This window comes from Arenicella xantha, from assembly GCF_003315245.1.
GTDB classification, from domain to species: Bacteria; Pseudomonadota; Gammaproteobacteria; order Arenicellales; family Arenicellaceae; genus Arenicella; species Arenicella xantha.
Map to the genome: position 1 here is coordinate 1,362,930 of NZ_QNRT01000002.1, position 16,260 is coordinate 1,379,189.

Below are 16,260 nucleotides of genomic sequence, written 5' to 3' on the forward strand. Positions count from 1 at the left end.
CATCATAGTTGGCTAAGCCATTGCTGCACATCTTGCGCGCTACCACGACATACCACTCGAGCTTGATTACGTGCCTGGTGGTACTGATACAAGGGATCATAATAGTGTTCAAGCAGGTGCTTAATCATGTCGCGAAATTCAGTATCGTCGTGCTGATCTCTGAGTAGAATGATCGCATTGGTGAGCTGTGTGGTAAGTTGCTGCCAACGCACACCACCCAAGCGCTTTCTGATCTTGTCTAAGCTTTGTTGTATTAAATGTTGTAGCTCACCCCAAGGCTCATTACTAGCAGTCCTCAAGTGGTCGAGCGTGTTCAGTATATAATCGTTATACAGTCGCTGGATCCGATCTTCCATACTCGCCTCCAGCAACACAACCGGTGCGCGCCGCATCGCCGCTTGCAATACTGACGGCAAATGGATTCGGCCAATCAAGTGCGACTCGGCTTCAATCAAAACCGATGAACGCCCCTGAGCTTCACAACGCATCCAATCAATTATTATTTGATTCTCCCAACCAATCTGAGCAGGCTGCGCTTGGAACGTACCGCCGAACGCACTGCCCCGATGTTTGGCTCGCCCCTCTAAGTCAATGGCGGTGGATTCCTGCGTGATCAACTCGGTCTTCCCAACTCCCGTTGCACCACTGACTAATAACAACTGACTGGTATCACATAATCGCTCAAGCTGATCTAGCAAAAAGCGTCTAAGCGCTTTGTATCCCCCATCAACCAATGGATATTCACAACCAACATCGTGCAGCCACTGCTGGGTTATTCGCGACCGCAAACCTCCTCGAAAACAATACAGGTATCCTGCAGGGTTCTCCGCAGTAAATTGTTGCCACGCCTGTACCCGTTGCTGCCGCACGTCGGATGTGGCAAGGCTGTGCCCCAAAGCAATAGCCGCATCCTGACCATTGGCGGCGTACTCGGTCCCGATTAAGTGACGCTGGACATCATCGAGAATCGGCACGTTCACCGAGCATGGGAACGCGCCCTCATTAAACTCAATCGGCGCGCGCACGTCCATTAATGGCGTATTCGCCAGAAAAAGTTGGCGGAAATCGTCGCTGCTTAGGTTGCTTCGATTAGTTTCCAAGGGTTAATCGCTCACGCTGTTAATCTGCCTTGAGTGTAACGCGTAACATGTGTGACTTAGGTAAGCTACGCGACATAGGTAAGCTTTTCCAATCGTCACCGCTCTTTTGCCGCTCTAGCGGTAGCGGTAATTCCCGCCACGTGCCGCGGAAACTGACTGGCGTCGATAGTTTCGAGATAGCCGTGCCATACGGCATGCCCCACTGCAGGTAAGAAAACCACTAGAAAAATTCCAGCCGATGCGAGTCCAAGCAGCAGACCACAACCGATCAACAACCCCCAAACCAGCATCGCTAATTTGTTTCGAAGCACTGCATTAATCGACGTGACAATCGCGGTTATCGCATCCACATCGCGATGCATAATCATCGGTAGCGCGAACACGCTAGCCGCGAAAGTGATCCCCAAAAAGAACACCGAAACTAGGCTCATAATAGCAAGATACGCACTGAGATCAGCCCACCCATAATCGCCGCGGTTTGGCATAAAAATACTAGTCATTGAACTGGCTCTAGCCCACACAAGAAAGACAATGATCAGAGCTAACACAAACACTAGCTCAGTGCCGATATAACGTTTTAGACAAGCGCGTAACGTACGTACCAATGACACCGGTATGTCACGCTCAAGCTGCGCACTGATCGCGTAAATACCAACACAGGCAATCGGCGCAAAAAATACTAGTCCAACTAACAATAGGAGCATTACCCAAGTACTGCTGCCCTGCCAGACCAAGATAGACGCTGCCATAATCACCGAAGCCATAACGACGCCATAGCTAAGGCTCACCCTCGGCGCTCGAGTCACGTCCTTAAACCCAAGCATCAACCATCGCCAGGATGCACCAATTCCCAGTTGCGTACAGGGTGCGATAAACGGCAAAGGCGGTTGATCTTGGCGCTTTGATGTCATTCAGTTGTCCTAGTTCGTTAGCTATCACACAATCATAGCGTCGCCGCAATGACGCATTAAATACTATCGTCGCAGATTTTGCTTTCAACCGCTTGATCTGGATCAAACCTAATACGATATCGAACGGCAGCCCCCCCCCAACAACATTGCTGGATTCAGCCTTATTCAGGAATTCTGCACTCATCAACATTGCCTACTTCGAACAATCAAGAATAGCGGTATTATTACCTCAATATCGCAAACTATTTGCTTGCGCTATTATAGTGACTCTTAGATTGAACCAACCAATCCGACAGAACCTAAGGAGAGAAAAATGTTTAAGCATTCGACAATAGCCTTACTTATCATTCTGCTTCAAATATCACTTAGTACCGAAGCAACCGCAGAAGAAGGCTCAATAGGCTTTTACAACCAAGGGATTCAGTTCTATTCTGGCCAGGGTGTTGATCGCGATTATGCTCGCGCCTTCGGTCTATTTAACCGAGCTGCGCGCTCTGGTCACGCGCGCGCTCAGTACCAGTTAGGGCTTATGTATGCCAACGGTCATCACGTCGAACGAGACTACGGGCAGGCGCTTCATTGGTATCAACAATCGTCTCACCAAGGACTCGGCATGGCGCATCATGGCATTGCCTCACTTTACCAGCATGGATACGGTGTTCCTCAGAACTATGAACGCGCAATCTATTGGTATTCTCGCTCACTAGATACCGGTTTCACTGAGTCTGTTGACCCACTAGAACAAATCTATTTTGATCAGTTTGGTTTAGATGTAGATGTGAGCGAGTCTGGAGCGCTGATTACTGAAATCGCCGAAGCCGGCGATGCAACCGCCCAATATAATTTGGGCTATATGCATTACATTGGTCATACCGTCGAGAAAAACTACACTAAGGCAGCGATGTGGTTTATTAAGTCGGCAAGCCAAGGTGATACAGATGCTCAACTGAACCTCGGAAAAATGTATCGTTTCGGTGAAGGCGTCAAACAAGATGATCGGCAGTGTTACGTATGGAGTTCCGTTGCAATCGAGCTGAACAATATAGAAGCCACAGAAAACCAGCAGGCTTGCAAAGCCGAATTAACTGATGAAAATATCGAACAAGCTAAACTCGAAATCGCATCTAAAATAGCGCAATATCAACAACAGCCTTAAATCAAAGAGCTAGGCGACCAAGTCGGCCTAAATTGCCATGCTAGGCTATGTGTTTAAGCAACGGGGCTAACGAGCAAGTCTGCGACTAGTCAACCACACCGGAGAGGTCCACCCTCATGCCAGATGACCAAATTACTTTGCGTACGGCAACACTCGCAGATGTTGCTTTGTTACGTGAGTTTGAACAGGGTGTTGTTGCAGCCGAGCGCCCACTGGCACTTAATATGCGAGATGGAAAGGTAGAGTATTATGACCTTCCTGCGCTAATCAAAAGCGAACAAGTCCATCTTCTGATAGCCGAACAACACGCCGAACCGGCCGCTTGTGGCTACCTCAGAATCGACACGTCAAAACCACACAACAAATCACACCAGCATGGCTATATTGGCTTTATTTACGTCAACCCAAATCATCGTGGACTACAGCTAGCGCAGCACATAATCGAAGCACTTATTCGTTGGGGAAAACAGCATGAGCTATCAGTATTTACCTTAGACGTCTACAATGGCAACAGCGCGGCGATTCATGTTTATCAAAAACTGGGGTTTAAGCCCAACCTGATTGAAATGGTATTAGAGACTTAAACCACCAATTCCCTTGAGTAGCATTGCCTCATCCCTGACATCAACAGTGTGATAGTTCGGATACGCACTACACTCTTATAAACACTGAATTTCGATTCACGACTCAAATTATGACTTTTACGCTCTCAGTCTTAGACCAATCTTTCACACGATCACCGGACCAAGCTCCGCAAGCGCTGCAAGAGACCATTGCCATGGCGCAGTGGTGTGAACAGTTAGGCTATGAACGTTTTTGGGTATCAGAGCATCACGCATTTGCCACCTTGGCTGGCAGTGCGCCCGAAGTGCTAATCGCCGCATTAGGTGCTGCAACCAAACGCATAAGACTAGGCTCCGGTGGCATTATGCTACCGCATTACAGCGCCTATAAAATTGCTGAAGTGTTTTCTTTATTGGCCAACCTCTACCCAGACCGGATCGATCTTGGAGTGGGCCGAGCCCCTGGCGCTGACATGTCCACTGCCGTCGCATTAGCGACTGACGGACGCCCTAAATTCGAACGCTTTCCTGCGTTGCTGGAAGAGTTGACAAACTACTTACGCGAGCCGGTGAGCAAACCCCTAGTAAGCCCCAAACCACCAGAGAATCTACCAATTTGGTTACTCGGATCAAGTGCTGACAGTGCGCAACTTGCCGCACAACAAGGTTTGCCCTACAACCTAGCTCTGTTTATTAACCCTCAGGCTCAGTCGGAGTTGATTCGTCTATATAAACAATATTTTACGTCGACCCGCAAAGGTCAGCGGCCATATGGCACGATCACCATTAGCGCATTTTGTTGCGACACTGAGGCTGAAGCTAAGCGCCAGCAGCATACCTTCGACGTGAACTTTTTTCGATTTGTTAGTGGGGAGCGTAACGCGTCCAACGGTGGTGCTCTGCTAACCCCAGAGCAAGCTGCTGATTACCCGATGACACCGCAATTCGCGGGCTTTATCGCGCAGCGCAACCAAAATCGCGCCGTTGGCTCGCCCTCACAAGTGGCGGATGCAATTCAAGCCATTGCTAAACGATATGCTGCCGATGAAGTCATGATTGTTAGTAACATCTATGGCTTTGAAGAGCGCAAGCGGTGCTTCGAGCTAATAAAAAAGAGCATTTAACAGCCAGCAACCCTCAATAATCCCCTCGCCTTATACTGTGTAGCACACACTCTTTTAACGCTTTATTGGATATTCCGCGCAGGATTTTCGGTCGCCAAACGTAACTAATTAAATTATCACCTAATTAGTGCGTCTATCAAACTCATGAGCAGAGCTCTCTTATTTGTCTTTTTCGTTGCCAGCTTAGTTGGCTGCACCACATTGAATTTTGAATCACCTAACACCGTTGATCTAAGCGGTGTTTGGTTACTCGACCCGTCAATAAGTCAACATGTCCTTTTCGCACCACCGAAATCAAACCGCAAATCATCACGACGAGAAGGCGGTGCGGGCTCATCCGGCGGCCGAGGTGAACACGGCGGCCAAGGTCGACGAGGCGGTCGCGATGATTCCCAAAGCGAAGGCAACAACACTGGTGGCCATCAGCAAAAACCCGAAGCAGCCGTCGCTAATAAAATGACGATTGAACAAGCATTTGATTCGATGGGAATTCGCTATGTATCGGGGCCCAACCAGACCGAATCGTATCGAGATATCGATTGGGGCACCACCGAGACTTACAAAAATAAAACCACCGCTGGTTGGCGCGAAACATCGCTGGTGGTAGAGACTGAAAGCAAACGCACAACCACCACTGAAACCTATAACTTAAGCGCCGATGGAAACGTCTTAACGCTAGAGTTCGAAGTGGATGACAGAAAATTCCTTAGAGTCTTCAAACGAGACACAACCGAGGCCGCTAAGTAGCTGCTCAGGAGTAGTAGCTTGACACCGCTTAACCCGCGAAGACATTCGCATCGACTCGCTAGCTCTTAGATTTTTTTAAGAGCTTCTGGAATCGCGCGTTAGTACTGACCACAGCCTCGCGCTCCGCGCGGGTAAAGCCATTTTTGTCAATCGAAGTCGATTCAAAAAGTTTACTTGCTCGATTGACCAAATGGTTTCCAAGCACACCGAAATACTGAGACAACTTACCAGAAGCTGACTGTAAAACCAGCGTTACACCAGCTCCGTGGTAATAAGTGCAATGCCAAAACCCGGGCGGCACATACAACGAGTCTCCGTCATTCAATTCAGCCACATACGCTTGAATTCCCTTGAGCGCTGGATATTTATTAAACTGCGGTTGATTATAATCGACATCTCTAACCGTGATTCCGGACCGGCCAATTGCGTAAACGAACTGTGATTGAGCCGCAGGCACCAGCAACACCGATGCGCGTTCACCAAAATGACAACGTACAGTGTGCATCACCGAAGAGGTCTGACGCATTGGTTCTAAGACACCTTGGCCGCCGATACAAAGTGAAGTTAAACGAGTAAAGAAGTCAAACCCAAGTCGCGGGTAGCTAAAGTCCTTTTCCAGTTCAGGGACTTGGCTAAGCAGCAATCGAGATATCCGAAAATCGCTGCCTTCTTGTTGTTGCAACTCAAAAAAGCGCGCTAAATTGGTTTGTAATATTGGCTTAAAACGCTGCCCTCGATTTAACTCAAGTTGCTCGCTATAAACCGGCACATCAATGTCACCAAAGCTTTTCGACAAATAGTCAGTCGACCATTTAGAGCTTGCCGGCCAATACTTACTTAGATCACCAAACACAACAGGTGTTCCAGTTCTTCGATAGCGAACCTGCAAGTCCGAGACTGGCAAAGAGTTCTTTCGATCAACCGGAATATGCTTTATTGATTTAAACACTTTCAACCTTTTGCATGAATCATTTCAATATTAATTAATTTAGCGACTAATGTAACAACACAGCCAACTAAGCAACGTCATCACTGGGAATCGAGACATCGACAAATAGCTTGGCGCGCAAGGCTCACGGGCATACCCGCCCGCTGACATAGTGGTAAGGATGGTTTCGTCCAGCCCGCATATCAACTCGCGGCTTAACACGGCTATATCGCACAGCTTAAAACCCAGTCTTAAAACTAGTTAAGAGGCTCGCCGCGACCATCAGCACTGTCGAACCTGTCGATTCATGCAACCGCTCGGCAATTCTATTCTCAGCGGCGAAAATACTCAACAAAATCGTGAGGTTAATGGAGTTCAAGGCCCAATACGACACGGTATACTCTAGTTTGACAGAAAATTGAGCAGCATCTTGTCCCAAACATTACTCAGGAATGCTTTGGATCGGCCTATTCGCCACTTTTTCTGCTAATTGTCTCAGTAAGGCAGCACTAATCGACGGCCCACGCTCAGCAAGCACACTAATCAACTCACGGAATTTACCGTCGCCTAGCTCATTATGAAGATTCGCAAACACAGTAACCGCTTTCGCGGTAGCTGCTCCTTTTGAATTTTTACTTGCTAATTTTTTTACGGTATCGCCCCAGCGCTGTTGTTCTTCTAACGCCGTTTTAAACCGATGATCGGTAATGCCGCCGGATTGGTTTAATAATACCAACGCGAGATATTCAGCAAGCCCCTCATCAATCCAGTCAGCATCACGAGTGGCCTCGCGCTGCATTGCGACATGCACGAGTTCATGCAGCAGCGTACTCGTGCCATTTTCACTCACCAATGGCCGATCGCCGTGCAAAAATAAAGACCCCGGCCCAGATAGAGCCCCACGCCACATATTGTCGGTAGCACTCACGACCAACAAACGGTCAGGGAAGTCAGGAAACCATTCACGCACAGTAGGCACAGTGAAGCCCAACATAGTCAAAATCTCCAGACGTCGCACCTCTTGGCCAACAGGTGCGGACACAGCAACATTGGTGTCTGCAATACGGTTTCGGCGAACACCCAATTTACCTAATTGAACCCAGCCAGTAGGCCGATCAAATAGCCGATCAGGGTTATCTATTGCATAGTGGTGTTCACTAATTTCAGGATATCGCGTCACCGAACTCCAGCTAGGCGGCAATAAAAACTGGAGTTGAGTTCGAGAACGACTATCGCGCCGCACTCGACTATTCGCTGCTGGCACTAAATCATCGGCTCGAAATAATGCCCAGTCAGTAGTTACCCGAGAGTCGTAGCGTTCACCGCGAGAATGGTTCAGCTGGACACAGTAAACCAGCTTCCCCCCCAGTTCTGGAACCTCCCAATGCCACTTACCATTAGTTTGCTCGAGCACACCATCAGCCTTGAACTGGCTATAGTGCTTATCAATCGGCCAACTCAGTTGCTTGAGTAGATGTGCGGACTGACTCACCTCGACCGTGACCGGCAAACAATTGTCAGCACCATCAGCTTGAGTCATAGTGCGGAAGTCTACCGTTATATCAAAGCGATACTCCAACCCTTCTTGATTCACGGCGTTGGAAGGCGATTGTTGCGCAGCCGCTAACTGGAACAACGCTGCTAAGGTCAACAGGGCGATTACAACGTTGTATCGAAAAAAATTCTTCATCTCGGCATTATAGGCTGAACTAATTGATCGCGAATTTCTGCCATACAAATATTAATAATAAGCGCATTAAGCAGTAAAAAATCTCCGCGCCAGCTTACTCGCCATTTGCAAATAAACTCTTCAGGCCGTGATACGCGGCGAGATGTAAAGTATCGCCATGGTTTAGCTCATCAAAATACGCATAACTTGAAAAATCTTTGCTTTGATATGCATGATTTAGTTTATCGGCTAGCGAAGTAGCCAAACGTACCATCGTAGAGCCTTCATCACCGACCGCGACAAACACCTTGGGCTGCGCCTTTGCGATCACTTTGATTTCTTCATTTAACAAGCGTTCTTGGTCCCACCAAAGACTCGGACTGACGATTAAATAGTTATCAAAGAGCTGCGGCTTAGTAAACAGCACCTCAGTAGCCAATAGCCCGCCAAGGGATTGTCCTATCAAAGTTCGTTGACCGGTAGTGCGATAGCGACTCATTACCAAGGGTTGCACTTCATTCTCTAAAAAATCGATAAATGCGCGTGAACCACCGGCCATTGGAAATTCTTGCTGATCGCGTTTATCCGACGATGGCGATGTGAAATCTCGTTTACGATCGACATTCTCAATGCCCACCACGATTGATTCAGGGGTAAAATTCAACCACGGCAGAGACGTAAATTGCACCAGACCAGCGATGTGAATAAAATCTTCATCGGCACCACCATCTAGAAGATAAATAACCGGGTACTTTTTGTCCGCAGCGGACTCATAACTTACGGGCAGATAGATGTTGAGCTTCCTAGCCTCGCTCAGGGTTGAGGAGTCAAGCCGTAGCTGCTCTCCGAGCACTATTGTTGCAACATCAGGTGCAACGTCAATTGAGATTGTGTCGCTCGCGTGCGACCGACCACCGTCAACGAGAAATAGTAGGAATAAGCTCAGTAAAATCTTATTAGTAGTCGTCATAACATTAGTTTGGTTTAGGTAGGTAAGAAAAGATTATCGTTGCTGTGAGCTTGGCCTATATTGTTTAGGCTAAACAGCGTTTAAGCATACTTCGAGCATCTTATATTTGTCTGCTCAGCCAGAGAACACGTTAACTTTATAAGAAGTCAACATTTGCCGCTTATTCGGTGACGCTGCTCAGCTTGCTCGCGTAAGGCATGTGTGACAATCTTCCATATCTTACGGTTAAACCCCATGCCTAGATGCGCCGAATTAACTTCAATATTCTGCACATTCGGACTCATTTCATCGACTGCCGCAGTGGCTGAGACCACACCATCTGTGCGACTAAAGATTGATGTAATGGGTTGTAGAATCGGCTTTCTATTACGCTTATCGATCGACTGTTCGATCCAGTCCAAGTCATAATTTTTCGCTTTAAAGAAATCCGCAGCTCGACTGTACTTAGGCCCCCCGACGATAGGAGCGCCAAACGTAATCACTTGCGCAACTTGGTCGGTTAGCTCACGCGCACATTCTCGCGCGATATACCCGCCTAAACTCCAGCCAATCAACACCACGGGCGAATCGAGCTCGGTCGAGCGCTGTTTGACTCTGGCTATTGCTAGGTCACATAAGTAGGGAACGCCGCCCTCGCCTTTGTAAGTATCTGCACTGTAGTTATTGGGCAAATCAAACTCCCAATAAGGTGCTAAGTCTTCCAACACATGAGGATAATTAGTACCCGCAAGATTGACCCCCAAACCCCAACCTTCAGTGCAGTAGCCTAACCTTCTTAGATGTAACTCAAGAGCTCTCAAATAAATTTCATCGGACCCAAACCCAGGAAACATCATGATTGGTAGCGCGCCATTAACGGCCGGTTCGCGAACTTTCAATTTACTTCGCAACAATGAAAATGGCACTAAAGCGACATCAAGCAAAGCTCGACTCTCTAGTACAAAAGATAACTTAGATGGGGGCTTTCTAACCATCACAATCTGCCTTCAATCAATATATGATTCAATGTAACACCATATTCTATTGCGACTTTATAGGCAGCCTTATGTGGACGAAATATCTCTCTCACCGTGTATTCAACGTGCGCCAATGCCAAATTAGAGCTCAAATTGAGTAATGTGGTTATCTCAGATATTATTCACAACTGTTTGTCGGAAAATCCGGGAAGATAGAAAAATAACAATGGAACTAAAATGGAACAAAAAATAACACTAAGGACAGTCATAAAGTGGAGAGACAAACCGTGACCGATTTAAATATACAAGAGTTAGGGTTTACGCCCGTACAAAAAGCACCAGCAACCAAAACATTCAACGGCATTGGCACTCGACTTTACGGCCACGGAAAAATCGACGGCGCTGAATCACTATATACAAAAATATTGTATTTCACGATTCTCTTTGTACCGATTTTGGCGCTAAAGCGCTATCTCGTGCATCAACAAGATGGTGCTGAATATATTCTCGGCAAAGGTCCTCTGCTCGGGCTATCGAAGGTGTGGAACCTGTTAGTGGCCACATTAATCGTTGGCTTTGTTGGATTTGGGGCATATCAGAATCATGTTAATTCTCCAGAGTACATCGCTAAGACTCTCATGGCGCAAGCCACAGATGATATAGCCGAGCGTCAATTCGAGCCAGCGCTCGACAATCTCAAGCTGGTTTATAGGGGCAACAGTTCTCTCAAACAAACCGCTAAGAATAAGATCACGGAGATGATGACACCAGCATATTTGGCGGAACTAACACCGAGCGAAAATCTAGACGTGATCGCCTCAGCAGGGCAACTTAAAACCCTGTTTCCTCAACGCGCAGAACTGTGGATAGAAAAATTTAATAGCTACCAATCTAGTGCTCCAGCCGTGGCCAGTGAATTCGCTGACTTAATTGTTAAGAACACTAGTGATGAAGCCACTATTCAACTCTACGAAGCAAAGAATCACAAGTTGTTGCAGTCACTATATTTGCAGAACAAAAGTGATTTCACTATTTCTGAACGTTACGCAACGCTCGAAGAACGGTTAAACCAATGTGCAGACTGCATTGAAATTTTAGAACCACATTTTGATAAGCTCGGGACCACCAATGCAGCAAGAATATTAGGGCAAGCATATGCGGCTAACGGCGCGACCGACAAAGCCTATGAACTTCTGCAGCCCTATGTAGCATTGCACATCGAGCAATACCATACGGCTGAAGCGAATTACGATAAAGTGATTGAACAAGTTTGGGATAAAACTATTGACCAACTCAACGCCGGCAGCGCTCCGTCGAGCTTCTACACTAAATACGATGCCGCCACTGAAGAGCAACAATCTCAAATGGTGGACGAGTACTTTATTGAAAAGCGTGACAGCTCTGCGCAAGTGAGCCGTGCTCTGCAAGCGTATACAGAGTCAACCAGCGTCGTTCCAGTCGCACTCGACCTTGGCATTGTGCTGCTAAATAAAGCATCCGCTAATCCTGATGACAGCGCTAGAAATACTTTGTTAGAACAAGCTGAAACAACTTTCTTATCAGTACAAAACTATGCCGGCGATAGTGATGAATATCAGCTCTATTTAGGTCAAGTTTATTATTGGCTTAGCAAAGAAGAAAAAGGCGACGAGCTATTTGCCGCATTACTGAAAAAATATAATCGCAGCCCCCAAGTATTAGACTCACTCTCAGAGACATTGAGATCATTAGGAGCATTTTCAAAGTCTAAGGAATATGCACTTGAAGCTTATGAAACGTCGAGCGAACCGAAAGAGAAGCAATATTTCGCTCAATCACTAGCACTACACTCCGTAGATCTTGAAGAAAAGATTAAATGGCTTAGTAAAGCTGATCAGGCAAATTCGTTTGTTCAAGGTGATTTACTAACGTCTAAAGGAAAAATGGCCGTCGAAGACGATCAAACGGACAAAGCAATTGACTATTATCAACAGGCGATTGAGGTTTACAAAACAATCCCGGAGAACGCCACGCAACACAATAATATAGCGCTGATTTATTTAGCTAAGTATCGACTAAACTACGACCCTGTTGATATTGAAGCCGCTCTCGCTAACTTAGACTCAGCCATAGCCCTCGAGCCAGAAGACAGCATTGTATTGTCGAATGCAGCTTCTCAGCATATAGCTAAGGCATACAGAGACGTGCAAAGCCCAGTTATCAATTTTAAAGCGCTCGAGTTCTCTCCTTCACTCGATCTATTTGCTTTTCTCTACAAAAACCAAGCAGAAAAAGACCAAATCAGAGCTAAACTTAAAGCTCACTCATCGTTCAAAAAAGGACTAAGTTATTTAGAAAAAGCCGTGCTTCTTGCGCCAAAAAGTGTCTCCGACTTAACAGAGCTTACCGATATATATGCATTTATGGACGACCGTGATGGATTAGCAAGGTTGGCCAATCGATTCAAAGAACTCGAGCTTGATTTAGGCCAAAGCCAACAGCGGAAACTGGATGCGCGTAGTGGAGTTAATTCTCAAGCCAAGCTTGAGAATAGTCTGTATTTCATCGCTCGGTCCAGTGACAAATTAACTGCGCCCGAAATCATCAAAAGCCAGATTAACCAGACGATTTTAAATTCTTACATTTTGACAACCCAAGCAAATATGAGTGCGTATGGACGTGTCGAAGATACCGCTGAATTGGTGGCGCGAGCTCGTAGCAACTATCAACGAAGCAGTTCTTCTAGCACTCGCTCAGATTTGGAATCAATTATCCTGCACCGCTTAATTGAAAACGCCAAGCTCAACCTCCCTGAGTTTGCTAGCCTAATAAACCAGTACCAACTAATTCTAGACGAAGATAGTGTGTTCTGTATTGCCCTAACAGGTATAAATGGTTTTAAAGAGTTTGTTCAGAAAGACCCATTACATTCCGAATTATTGTCCTTATTGGAAACTGGCACAGAAAGTTTCCCGAAGTCATTTAGTGTTTTTGAATGGAAAATATTGAACGAATTAGGTCGTCAAACTACAGCAAACAAAATTGCACAGGTTTATAAATCAGACCCTAGTATAGAGCATCTTAACCTGTTGGCTTTTAAACGCACCAGCAACATGGAATACGTTAATTACCATACAACTCTCATACTAGAAATGCTGGGCAAGCCAGATCAAGCTAAGCGTCACTACCAAGCGGCAATCGAAGGCGGTTTGAGTCTTCCATCCGTAAATCTATAGACCGACACATATCCAAAGGTAGCGGCATACCGAAAGGCGTTTAACTGGCTAGTCTGAAGCAATAACGCTGTTCGGTGAGTCGCCAATCAAATACAGCGTTTAGTCGCAACGCCATAGTATTGGTACGCCGCAATCTTTGGGCCCTTAATATATCCTTGCTCCAAGCTTTGGATATCAAAAACCGAATCGATCAAGCTCGGTATAGGACGATCAAGATTACAACCACCGGCTATTCTGCGCCAAGCTGGATTAATACGATGCTGCCATTTTTGAATGTTGGCTTCTGGTGCTTCCCCATGCTCACAAAAAAGTAGTGGACCGCTAGGTTTCAAAACTCGCTGCATCTCTCCTAGCGCACGCTGCCAATCAGGAATAGTACAAAGCGTATAGGTTAAAACAATGGAATCTACGCAAGCATCTTCAAGCGGTATTTGTTCACTCGGGAGGTCGAGCCACTTTACCGTAATCGACGACTGAGCAACATTCGCACCAGCCTTTAGTCGCATGCCCTCAGAAGGCTCTAGCCCCCAAATAAACTCGACTTGGCTCGCGTCATAGTGCCGCAAATTTAACCCAGACCCCATGCCGATTTCGAGCACTTTGCCATAAGCCCTTGGTACTACTTTTTCACGCTGACGATGTACAGCGCCAGTGCCACAGGCACAATTTATTAAACAAGGTAATACTGTGTTTGAATAAAAACCCATCGTCGATCTCCTGACCCTAAAATTCAAAGTAATTACGGACCCTAACCACGTGCCAAAAGTCACACTGACTAACTGTTGTGACTGGTCTTTCGCCACAACAGGTTTTCAGTCGAGAGTTGGGTTACCGCATTACTATATTGTGCAGTGCTTCTTCCTCACAATATTAACAGTGTTTCTATATAGCGCTAATGTTGACGCTTAATTTCGAGTGCACGTTCTGCAATAGTAACGTCTTTAGAAGATTGAAGTCCTTTCATCTTCGATGCACGCGCGTTTTCTTCTCTATACGTCGCCAACTTTAAATCTAGTAATTGTTGTTCTGTCAAAGTACTAGACTCCTTAGCTTTCCAGCTGGATGACAACTTAGTAAATGCGGTCGGAGTAGCCACACCGGACGATAGCTCCAACGTCGACGGATAATAATAAAAATGCGACGCGCTTACATTTGCGCCCAATGTGGTAAACACATACATACTACCTAAATCGCTTGTAGGCAAACCCCAAGGGTCAAAAATCGCCCATCCGCTTGGGTTGCTAAGATAGATCCCTGAAGTATTATTTAGTTTATAGTCGAATGCTCCGTCTATGTGAGATTCACCTGAAATTCCAGCATCGTTCCCTACTACAAATGCAGTTGACGCTAAAAATCTGAAATACTCATTGAATTCATAACCTGAAGACGTTCGCAGGCCTTTCCACCTACCAGAAAACTTCTTCACTTGAGTCAGAGCAGAGTTTGGCGTCTGAGGAGTGGTATTAGTGGCGACAGCTGCAAGTATCGGCACTATATCCAGTAGTAAGTCTCCTTCGTTATCGCTCGGAGTTGGGGTCGGCGGTGGTGAAACCGAATCAGGCATCGAAATGAAAGGAGTATTTTCAGCAAAGTACTCATGTGAATCTGCATTTGTAATCGCAACGCTTGGGCTTGATGCCGCTAGATTACGCGCACCTTCCTGGCCGTAGACTTCATCATTCGTATCGGCGACGACAGTAAAGTGACTAAGTTCATGCACGATAGTACCTGATTTTGAATCAGTACCCGTGCTCGGAGCCGACCAGAAGGCATTACATAGATAAATGTTATATTCATCATTCGGGTAAACGTAGGCAAAATAACCGTCGGTGCAGGTGCAATCAAAGCCCAACACCTCAGACGCTGTCGCAGTATAAATAGAATTGAAGTTTTCCTGTACGCTGTTCCAATTCGAGAGCGAATAGCTGCCGAACCATTCTGTATACCGTTGCGCATTCGCTCGCTGGTTTACTGGTGTGCCAGCGAGGTCATCGCGAGCCGTTTTGGAAATCAACTCAGCAGCATCTAGCGCAGTTGAAATTTCAGCTTGCTGTGATACCGAACATGAATTGTATTCCGGCGTCTGCTTACGCTGACTAAGCTCTCTTCCTAAAGTTAGTATTTGACTACTAGGCTTTGCCATGCTCTGCCCCGACAATTCACTCTGTAAACTGGCCCCAAGCTGAATACGATAATCGCCACGTTGGTTAACGGGGTATGCGTCACGAATATTCACAGTGGCACTGATAGACGTTTTAGGTTGAATTAATACATAGTCTGTAGCCTGTGGAATCCCTCGCTTGTAGATTCGGCCAGTATAGGGCAACTTTCGCTGCTCGTAGTAGATTGCCAGTAGATCTTCGTTTAAGCGGCCCTCTAAAGCTGTCCCCCACTTTAGCAGTCGGACTGGCGTTTCCAGCGAGTTGCTGTAATTAAACACTACACCAACTTCATCGCCACTATCAATATAGCTTTTGTTAAGCTGGAACGACACCTCGACTCCATCAGGCAATTGATTGGCAAAAGCTGGAATATGCGAACCTAACAACCCACAGAAAACAAATAGCCTAAATAAAGCCGATAAAACGTTGTACATATTTACCCCTAGTTGGTTACAAGAACGAGTGATTTAATTTGACCTTAGTCGTCAGTACACCTGAGTGACAACTAGAGACTCGAATCAAATTGAAATGATCTAAAAACTGAGTGCTCTTAATACTAAAAAACATTTATCTAACATTGGAGACCCAACACTGATTAGTCAGATTAACATTAATTAGAAGTTGCTACATACCTCGCAAAAGTAAGCAGCAAGAGAACAATCTGGCAATAAAAAAGCCCCAGCAGTTTCCTGCTGGGGCTTCTAATATAAATCTGGCGATGTCCTACTCTCACACGGGGAATCCCGCACTACCATCGGC

The 16,260-nt window shown here is 46.3% G+C and carries 14 protein-coding genes; 5 read left to right on the forward strand and 9 right to left on the reverse strand.

The features are described 5' to 3' along the window. Positions 1-2: 2 nt before the first annotated feature. The 3 genes from mnmH to DFR28_RS19720 all read right to left on the reverse strand — a co-directional run bounded on the left by mnmH (position 3) and on the right by DFR28_RS19720 (position 2,195). Positions 3-1,100 (reverse strand): tRNA 2-selenouridine(34) synthase MnmH, encoded by a 1,098-nt coding sequence (gene mnmH / locus DFR28_RS11785; protein WP_113954503.1) that lies wholly within the window; start codon positions 1,098-1,100, stop codon positions 3-5. 95 nt (positions 1,101-1,195) lie between these two features. Next, the gene (locus DFR28_RS11790) at positions 1,196-1,924 is read right to left on the reverse strand and encodes a DUF2189 domain-containing protein (RefSeq protein WP_170132074.1); all 729 of its coding nucleotides are present in this window, start codon (positions 1,922-1,924) and stop codon (positions 1,196-1,198) included. After that, positions 1,911-2,195 (reverse strand): hypothetical protein, encoded by a 285-nt coding sequence (locus tag DFR28_RS19720; protein ID WP_170132075.1) that lies wholly within the window; start codon positions 2,193-2,195, stop codon positions 1,911-1,913. Before DFR28_RS19720 ends, DFR28_RS11790 begins: the two co-directional genes overlap by 14 nt. Before the next feature lie 129 nt (positions 2,196-2,324). Here DFR28_RS19720 and DFR28_RS11795 point away from each other — a divergent pair, with 129 nt between their 5' ends. The 4 genes from DFR28_RS11795 (at position 2,325) to DFR28_RS11810 (ending at position 5,601) form a co-directional block, all read left to right on the forward strand. After that, positions 2,325-3,167 (forward strand): tetratricopeptide repeat protein, encoded by an 843-nt coding sequence (locus DFR28_RS11795; RefSeq protein ID WP_113954505.1) that lies wholly within the window; start codon positions 2,325-2,327, stop codon positions 3,165-3,167. A 116-nt stretch (positions 3,168-3,283) separates the two neighbouring features. Then, entirely contained in the window at positions 3,284-3,751 is a 468-nt protein-coding gene (locus tag DFR28_RS11800; protein WP_113954506.1) for a GNAT family N-acetyltransferase, read from the forward strand. 110 nt (positions 3,752-3,861) lie between these two features. Continuing rightward, on the forward strand, positions 3,862-4,854 hold the full coding sequence (locus tag DFR28_RS11805) for an LLM class flavin-dependent oxidoreductase (protein WP_113954507.1): 993 nt from the start codon (positions 3,862-3,864) through the stop codon (positions 4,852-4,854). 144 nt (positions 4,855-4,998) lie between these two features. Further along, complete coding sequence (locus tag DFR28_RS11810) at positions 4,999-5,601, forward strand: hypothetical protein (RefSeq protein WP_113954508.1); 603 nt, start codon at positions 4,999-5,001, stop codon at positions 5,599-5,601. A 58-nt stretch (positions 5,602-5,659) separates the two neighbouring features. Here DFR28_RS11810 and DFR28_RS11815 read toward each other — a convergent pair whose 3' ends face one another. The 4 genes from DFR28_RS11815 to DFR28_RS11835 all read right to left on the reverse strand — a co-directional run bounded on the left by DFR28_RS11815 (position 5,660) and on the right by DFR28_RS11835 (position 10,142). Next, positions 5,660-6,550 (reverse strand): cupin-like domain-containing protein, encoded by an 891-nt coding sequence (locus tag DFR28_RS11815; protein ID WP_170132076.1) that lies wholly within the window; start codon positions 6,548-6,550, stop codon positions 5,660-5,662. Between the two features lie 421 nt (positions 6,551-6,971). Next, positions 6,972-8,219 carry a hypothetical protein gene (locus DFR28_RS11825; RefSeq protein ID WP_113954511.1) on the reverse strand — a complete coding sequence of 416 codons (1,248 nt, stop codon included), beginning with the start codon at positions 8,217-8,219 and terminating at the stop codon, positions 6,972-6,974. A 94-nt stretch (positions 8,220-8,313) separates the two neighbouring features. Then, the gene (locus DFR28_RS11830; protein ID WP_113954512.1) at positions 8,314-9,168 is read right to left on the reverse strand and encodes an alpha/beta hydrolase; all 855 of its coding nucleotides are present in this window, start codon (positions 9,166-9,168) and stop codon (positions 8,314-8,316) included. 146 nt (positions 9,169-9,314) lie between these two features. Further along, complete coding sequence (locus DFR28_RS11835) at positions 9,315-10,142, reverse strand: lipase family alpha/beta hydrolase (protein WP_113954513.1); 828 nt, start codon at positions 10,140-10,142, stop codon at positions 9,315-9,317. Between the two features lie 269 nt (positions 10,143-10,411). Between DFR28_RS11835 and DFR28_RS11840 the strand changes: the two genes are divergently transcribed. Then, on the forward strand, positions 10,412-13,339 hold the full coding sequence (locus tag DFR28_RS11840; protein WP_113954514.1) for a tetratricopeptide repeat protein: 2,928 nt from the start codon (positions 10,412-10,414) through the stop codon (positions 13,337-13,339). An 86-nt stretch (positions 13,340-13,425) separates the two neighbouring features. Here the strand turns inward: DFR28_RS11840 and DFR28_RS11845 are convergent, their stop codons facing one another. Both DFR28_RS11845 and DFR28_RS11850 read right to left on the reverse strand, forming a co-directional pair. Beyond that, positions 13,426-14,046, reverse strand: a complete 621-nt coding sequence (locus DFR28_RS11845; protein ID WP_113954515.1) for a class I SAM-dependent methyltransferase — start codon at positions 14,044-14,046, stop codon at positions 13,426-13,428. A 185-nt stretch (positions 14,047-14,231) separates the two neighbouring features. Continuing rightward, positions 14,232-15,935, reverse strand: a complete 1,704-nt coding sequence (locus DFR28_RS11850; RefSeq protein WP_113954516.1) for a M35 family metallo-endopeptidase — start codon at positions 15,933-15,935, stop codon at positions 14,232-14,234. Positions 15,936-16,260: the final 325 nt, after the last annotated feature.

Coding starts and splice junctions, on each gene's coding strand:
- DFR28_RS11790 (WP_170132074.1), bottom strand. CDS start 1,924: ATGCTTGGGTTTAAGGACGTGACTCGAGCGCCGAGGGTGAGCCTTAGC.
- DFR28_RS19720 (WP_170132075.1), bottom strand. CDS start 2,195: ATGAGTGCAGAATTCCTGAATAAGGCTGAATCCAGCAATGTTGTTGGG.
- DFR28_RS11795 (WP_113954505.1), top strand. CDS start 2,325: ATGTTTAAGCATTCGACAATAGCCTTACTTATCATTCTGCTTCAAATA.
- DFR28_RS11800 (WP_113954506.1), top strand. CDS start 3,284: ATGCCAGATGACCAAATTACTTTGCGTACGGCAACACTCGCAGATGTT.
- DFR28_RS11805 (WP_113954507.1), top strand. CDS start 3,862: ATGACTTTTACGCTCTCAGTCTTAGACCAATCTTTCACACGATCACCG.
- DFR28_RS11810 (WP_113954508.1), top strand. CDS start 4,999: ATGAGCAGAGCTCTCTTATTTGTCTTTTTCGTTGCCAGCTTAGTTGGC.
- DFR28_RS11825 (WP_113954511.1), bottom strand. CDS start 8,219: ATGAAGAATTTTTTTCGATACAACGTTGTAATCGCCCTGTTGACCTTA.
- DFR28_RS11830 (WP_113954512.1), bottom strand. CDS start 9,168: ATGACGACTACTAATAAGATTTTACTGAGCTTATTCCTACTATTTCTC.
- DFR28_RS11835 (WP_113954513.1), bottom strand. CDS start 10,142: ATGGTTAGAAAGCCCCCATCTAAGTTATCTTTTGTACTAGAGAGTCGA.
- DFR28_RS11845 (WP_113954515.1), bottom strand. CDS start 14,046: ATGGGTTTTTATTCAAACACAGTATTACCTTGTTTAATAAATTGTGCC.
- DFR28_RS11850 (WP_113954516.1), bottom strand. CDS start 15,935: ATGTACAACGTTTTATCGGCTTTATTTAGGCTATTTGTTTTCTGTGGG.